Source organism: Brochothrix sp. (assembly GCF_017549435.1).
Lineage (GTDB): Bacteria > Bacillota > Bacilli > Lactobacillales > Listeriaceae > Brochothrix > Brochothrix thermosphacta.
On record NZ_JAFYUW010000139.1, the window covers coordinates 1 to 5491 of the forward strand.

General features: G+C 35.6%; 6 protein-coding genes, 1 pseudogene and 1 riboswitch. Of the genes and pseudogenes, 1 reads left to right on the forward strand and 6 read right to left on the reverse strand.

Annotated features, from left to right (window positions below; all coding sequences use genetic code 11):
* A pseudogene (locus IKV95_RS09335) lies at positions 1-204 on the reverse strand (cation:proton antiporter domain-containing protein); the annotation flags it as partial.
* Between the two features lie 3 nt (positions 205-207).
* Between IKV95_RS09335 and IKV95_RS09340 the strand changes: the two are divergent.
* On the forward strand, positions 208-579 hold the full coding sequence (locus tag IKV95_RS09340) for a helix-turn-helix transcriptional regulator (protein ID WP_483296363.1): 372 nt from the start codon (positions 208-210) through the stop codon (positions 577-579).
* Between the two features lie 64 nt (positions 580-643).
* On the opposite strand, the gene IKV95_RS09345 is transcribed toward IKV95_RS09340, so the two are convergent.
* The 5 genes from IKV95_RS09345 to IKV95_RS09365 all read right to left on the reverse strand — a co-directional run.
* Positions 644-1234 (reverse strand): iron-containing alcohol dehydrogenase, encoded by a 591-nt coding sequence (locus IKV95_RS09345; protein WP_051457431.1) that lies wholly within the window; start codon positions 1232-1234, stop codon positions 644-646.
* A gap of 285 nt (positions 1235-1519) precedes the next feature.
* Positions 1520-1667, reverse strand: a riboswitch (adenosylcobalamin (AdoCbl) riboswitch).
* 76 nt (positions 1668-1743) lie between these two features.
* The gene (locus tag IKV95_RS09350; RefSeq protein WP_069118691.1) at positions 1744-2445 is read right to left on the reverse strand and encodes an ECF transporter S component; all 702 of its coding nucleotides are present in this window, start codon (positions 2443-2445) and stop codon (positions 1744-1746) included.
* Positions 2417-4072 (reverse strand): ABC transporter ATP-binding protein, encoded by a 1656-nt coding sequence (locus IKV95_RS09355; protein ID WP_287451705.1) that lies wholly within the window; start codon positions 4070-4072, stop codon positions 2417-2419. The genes IKV95_RS09350 and IKV95_RS09355 overlap by 29 nt, the downstream gene beginning before the upstream one ends.
* Positions 4051-4932, reverse strand: coding sequence for an energy-coupling factor transporter transmembrane component T (locus IKV95_RS09360; RefSeq protein WP_069126321.1), 882 nt, complete (start codon positions 4930-4932; stop codon positions 4051-4053). Before IKV95_RS09360 ends, IKV95_RS09355 begins: the two co-directional genes overlap by 22 nt.
* 81 nt (positions 4933-5013) lie before the next feature.
* Positions 5014-5491 (reverse strand): LPXTG cell wall anchor domain-containing protein (locus IKV95_RS09365; protein WP_287451706.1); only part of this gene is annotated, 478 nt, incomplete at its 5' end.

A 5491-nucleotide genomic window follows, 5' to 3' on the forward strand; every position in this document is an offset into this window, starting at 1 on the left:
AGCAGCATAAGGAATTGTTGGTAACAGATAATGAATAAACATCCCTAGCACTCCCACAGTTAGAAATACCAAGCCTAACGATAAAGAAATAATTGATTTTCGTTGTCTCCATAATGCTTTTTTATCAACATTCGCACCATCATTAAATAATAATGGTGCCATAAATAGAAGTAAAAATAATTCTGGATTCAAATCCATAGAATGATAGTGCCTCCTAAGGGAACAATCCCGATAGAAAAAACATCCTTTCTAGAACAAAAAAAAGAAATAAAAATCGCTAAACGTTATATTAAACTTCATCTCCACCGTACAATTACTTTGGAAGAAACAGCTAATAAAGTATTTTTAAGCCCCTATTATTTTAGTAAACTTTTTAAATCTGAGGTAGGAATTACTTTTATTGCTTACGTGAATCACCAAAAAATGATTCATGCCTCAGAATTATTGCGTAACTCTGATTTAACAATCAGCCATATTGCTCAAAGTTTAGGGTTCACTCAAATGAGTTATTTTTCAAAAACATTCAAAAAAGAATTTGAGATGACGCCGAAGGAATATAGGAAAAATCCTACCTCTTAACCACACAAAAAACTAACGAATCTAGCTATTGAATTCGTTAGTTTTTTTATATCCTTTATTATTTTCAACCAAAGGCTTTGCTGTATTGATTTCCATTTTTTGCTGAATAAGCAGTTATTTGATGGGGGACATTCCATTGTTCTGTTTCTACTTTCGGAAAAATCATTTGAATCAATGCCGTATCCAGTATTGTTTCATCTGGTAAAATCGCATCGGTGACAACGGGATATTTTAGTGTTTCTGTTTGTTTTTCAACAACTGAAAGAGATGCCGCTTCTGAGGTATTACCGTCAGCAGTTGGAATCACAACAAATGGCATTGCTTTAAGAGTGCCACATTTTTGTCCAAAAAACTTAACACCTTTAGCTGTATCTATCGCAGCACAGCTACCTATAGCTAGCAGCATCGTACCATCAAATTCATTTAATGCCGCAATGCTAGCGATGATATGTTCGATCTGTGGTTTTGGACTGATGTCATTGAAAACAAAAAATGTGTTGTGTTCAGTGATGCGTGTGGTGATGGCTTCAATGATGCCAAGGTTAGTAATAAAACGATCGGCTATAATGAATATTTTTTCGTTTTTAAACTCGCACAAACGATCAAGTGCATTTTCTCCAATAAACAAATCACTTTTAAACGTTATTTTCTCCATTTTCGAATCATTCCTTCCCTTACTCTTACGCTACTATTTTCAAAAAAATAAAAAGAAGCTTTAGAAAAAAGGCAGTTTTCTGCACATCTTTCTAGAGCTTCTTTGCTATATTAGATTATCCTACATCCTTGTAAGATACTATTCAGTTTTTAAATACATTGTAGTGAATTATAAAATTTATTACTCTCTTTACTGCCTCTGTGGTTTCTAACAGAAATAATTAAACAGCTTGTAACTGCACATCATTGTGCAATAAAAAAAACCAGAGACACATGTCTACTGGAATAAGCGACTATTGTTTTTGCCTCGAAACAACAGTACCAGTTTAATTTAGATAAAAGACCTGACTTAAAGCACTCTTTGCTTATTACAGTGGCGGGACCGTGTTGGATTTTCACCAAACTTCCATTATTCTAAAATACTATAATCGTGTTCTTCTTACCTATTCATTGTAACATAAGTTGTTTTTTGTCTACCTTCTAAATTTGACAGTTTAGCTAACTATGCAATTAAAGTTGTTCTTTACTTAAATCGACTAGACCATATTTTTTTTGAAATCGTCGAATAATCTTCAACCACGATGCACTGAACAGTAGTAAGAAAAATACATTTGAAAGTGCATGAGCTAAGTCAAAATAAAAACTAGCAGCATATGCCTGCACAAATGCAATCCAACTTAACGGTTTGATATATGCCACAACATACCATAAATTCATAATCCATCCAAAAAGAAAGCCGCATACAAAGCCAAATACTAAACGACTCCACATCTCTTTCAAGATTGGGGAATCTTTCAAAAGTCCTGCTGTGAATCCAATCATGCCCCAACAAAACATTTGCCACGGTGTCCAGGGACCTTGACCTAAAAACATGTTAGATACTAGCGCCGATGTCGCACCAATGACAAAGCCACTTTCACTCCCTAATACCATGGCAGATACAATAATCACAAAAGTCGTCGGTTGAACACTCGGAATCATAGCAAATGGTACACGGCTGGTCGCAGCAATAGCTGCAAGTACAGCAATAAAAACAATTTCACGTGATTGAATTTTTTTGTTCTCAAAACGACGGTATAACGGTACCATTGTTGCAACCAAAAATAAAAGACTGATTAATAAATAATACTTATCGGTTATAGCAACTGATAGTACTAACATAAAAATCAAAAAAAGGATTAACTTAATTAAATTCTTTTGAGTTTTCGACATGTGGTATAACATCCTCCCATGTTAAAGCCTGTGGTAAGTATTTACGAACCAAGCGATTAATAGAGGTCGTATAGAAGAAATTATCGCTGAAAAAATCTGCTACAGAAGCCTCCGATAAAATTTTACCGTCAAATAGTAACGCTGCCCTTGTTCCATATGCTGCAGCAAATTCCATATCGTGAGTTGCCATTACAAGTGTTGTTCCTTTGGCTTGCAGAGACTTTAAAAGCTCTCCTAAATGATGTTTTCGAACAGGATCTAAGCCTTTCGTAGGCTCATCTAATAACAAAATTTCAGGTTTTGATAATAACACCAAACCTAATGAAACCAGCTGTTGTTCACCACCACTACAATCAAGCGGATTTCTCTTAGAAACATGGGTTATTTGCAATTCTTGCAACATTGTCTGAACCGCTTCTTCAGGTTGTGGAAGCTTTATTTGAATAGCACGCTGATAAAATTCATCAAACACCGTATCATAAGCAAAATGATACGCAGGATTTTGCGAAACATAGCCAATACGCTCGTATCGTTCTTGTAAATCGATTTTATTAAGTGTTCGCCCTGCAAATGTTACCTTACCTCTTCGCGCATTTAACAACCCTGCTAATACCATTAAAAAAGTCGATTTTCCGGTACCATTTTTACCAACTATCCCGACCCATTCTCCCTTAGCGATACTGAAATTAAGATCTCTCAAAATAAAACGACCATTTTTTTCGTATTGAAAAGCAATTGATTTTGCTTTTAATATAGGTTCTCTCTCAGGCGCATTATCCGCCTTTTTGGCTACTGTTACGTTCTCTTGTAAACGAGGCAAGTTACGTTGCCCCTCTAACACTGAAAATGGCAAAACCGATGAACCCATTTCTAAAAACAAACGCGGAACTTGTGGAATAAACAAGGCATTTCCCCGCTCTTGCCAGAGATTCCCTACGACAGTCTCTGGACGATTATTTTCTATAATCTTGCCATCCTCCATCATCACTAATCGTGTTGCCATCGGAATGACTTCATCCAAGCGATGTTCACTCATAACAATCGTGATGCCTAATTCTTCATGAATCCTTTTCAATAACCCTAAAAAATCACGTGTCGCAATCGGATCAAGTTGAGCAGTTGGTTCATCCAAAACTAATAATTTGGGTTGTAAAATCAAAACAGAGGCTAAATTTACCAACTGTTTTTGTCCACCTGATAATGTATGAATCGATTGTTCAAGTATATTTTGAAAACCTAAAAAACTAATAAGCTCTGCAATTCGTTTTTCAATAATTTTAGGAGGGCATCCAATGTTTTCAAGTGAAAAAGCTAACTCACCCATCACATTATCCATTACAATTTGGTTTTCTGGGTTTTGAAAGACCATTCCAATTTCTGTTGCTGATTGCACTTCTGTTAAATCTTGGTAACGCTCACCCTGATAAAGAATCTCACCTGTTCGCTCACCAATCGGCCATAATTCTTTTTTCAAATGTCGTAATAGCGTTGTTTTACCACTACCTGATGAGCCCGCTAAAACAAGAAAATCGCCTTCTTCAATGATCAATGAACTTGAAAGTAACGCAGTTTCTTGTTCTTCAGGGTATTTAAAGTTTAAATTTTTTATTTCTGCCAAGACCACCATAATAATTCACGTCCTTCCAAAATAAGTGGGTAACCTACAAATAACACGGTTAATATCAGTACTATTTGGTTTTGAATCAGATCTAAACCCATTCTCCCCAATTCAGGATAAATTTGTAAATTACCGAATCCCTGTAGTTTGCTATAAATACAAATAAGTAATATTAAGAGACCACCAATTAAGCTGATGATATCACGCCGTTCTAATTGATAACTTAAATAGGTTGTTCGTTTTTTTACGCCATAACCACGTGCTTCCATCGAATCAGCTGTTTGCAAAGCTTCTTCTAATGAACACACCAGCAAAATTTGTACTAAACGCATACCACTATGGGCACGTTTTTTTATTTTTCCGCTCGTCATTTGAATGCCACGTGTTTTCTGAATAGCACTTATTGTCGTTAACCGACGAATAAAAAGAGGGACAAAGCGCATTGTAATCATTGTTAACAATGCTAGCTGGGGTGATATTCTGGAAAATAAGTATAAAAATTTATGACTTGTAATCACGCTGTTATATGAAATAAAAGTAATAAGCAAACAACTAAAAGAGAGTGCCATGATAATACCATAGACAACTGCTTCTAATGTAATCGGATTGTTACCGATATAGAATAAAAAATGACTGCCACGATGATTGAGTAATGGATTAATAATAATAATTGCTAGAATCAAAAACCATGAGCCTTTCATTGTTTGTTTCAGTTTAGCACCATTTTTTTGAACCAAATTATACAGTACTAACAAGAGTAACTCTATAACTAAAAAGACAGGGTGTAAGAACATCATACTCAAAATAATCACACCAACAAAATAAAAAAAGCTTGTAAACGGATGAACCGAATTTAATACTGTTCCCACCTGAAAACTCCTCTCTCATAAGGGAAGTGCCTCAAATAAAATAGCTGACTATTCTATTTGAAGCACCGTTTTTCTGATTATTTAATTGTTCTGTTTGCGTTTGTTTTTTGCTAAGAAAAATACACCCACTAATAACATACTCGCGCCTAGTAATACACTTAAAAACATGTAATCATTTGCCTCACCTGTGCTTGGTAAGCTTTTGGCGTTATCTGAATTAGCATTATTACTTGTATTTTGGACAGCCTCTTCCTCAGCTTCTTTTGACGGTGCTGTTGTACTTGAATCTGTATCCCCGATGATACCCGCTTCACTTGAATCAGTAGTGTTTTTTTCTACATTACTTGAACCTTCTGAATCGGATATTGTTTCTTCAGTATTTTCGTCTGAACCATCTGAAATAGACGTTGTTGTGCTTGAGTCTTCTGAACTCACATTTGAATCACTGCTATTTGAATCACTGCTATCTGAATCATCTGTGCCTGGTTCTGCACTTGAACTCGGTTCCTCTGTACTTGGATCAGGTTCTACTGGTGTTTCAATCAACTGTGGCACGGGA

Excerpts from the sequence above, each read along its gene's own strand:
- IKV95_RS09345 (WP_051457431.1), bottom strand. The coding sequence starts at position 1,234 with ATGGAGAAAATAACGTTTAAAAGTGATTTGTTTATTGGAGAAAATGCA.
- IKV95_RS09350 (WP_069118691.1), bottom strand. The coding sequence starts at position 2,445 with ATGTCGAAAACTCAAAAGAATTTAATTAAGTTAATCCTTTTTTTGATT.
- IKV95_RS09355 (WP_287451705.1), bottom strand. The coding sequence starts at position 4,072 with ATGGTGGTCTTGGCAGAAATAAAAAATTTAAACTTTAAATACCCTGAA.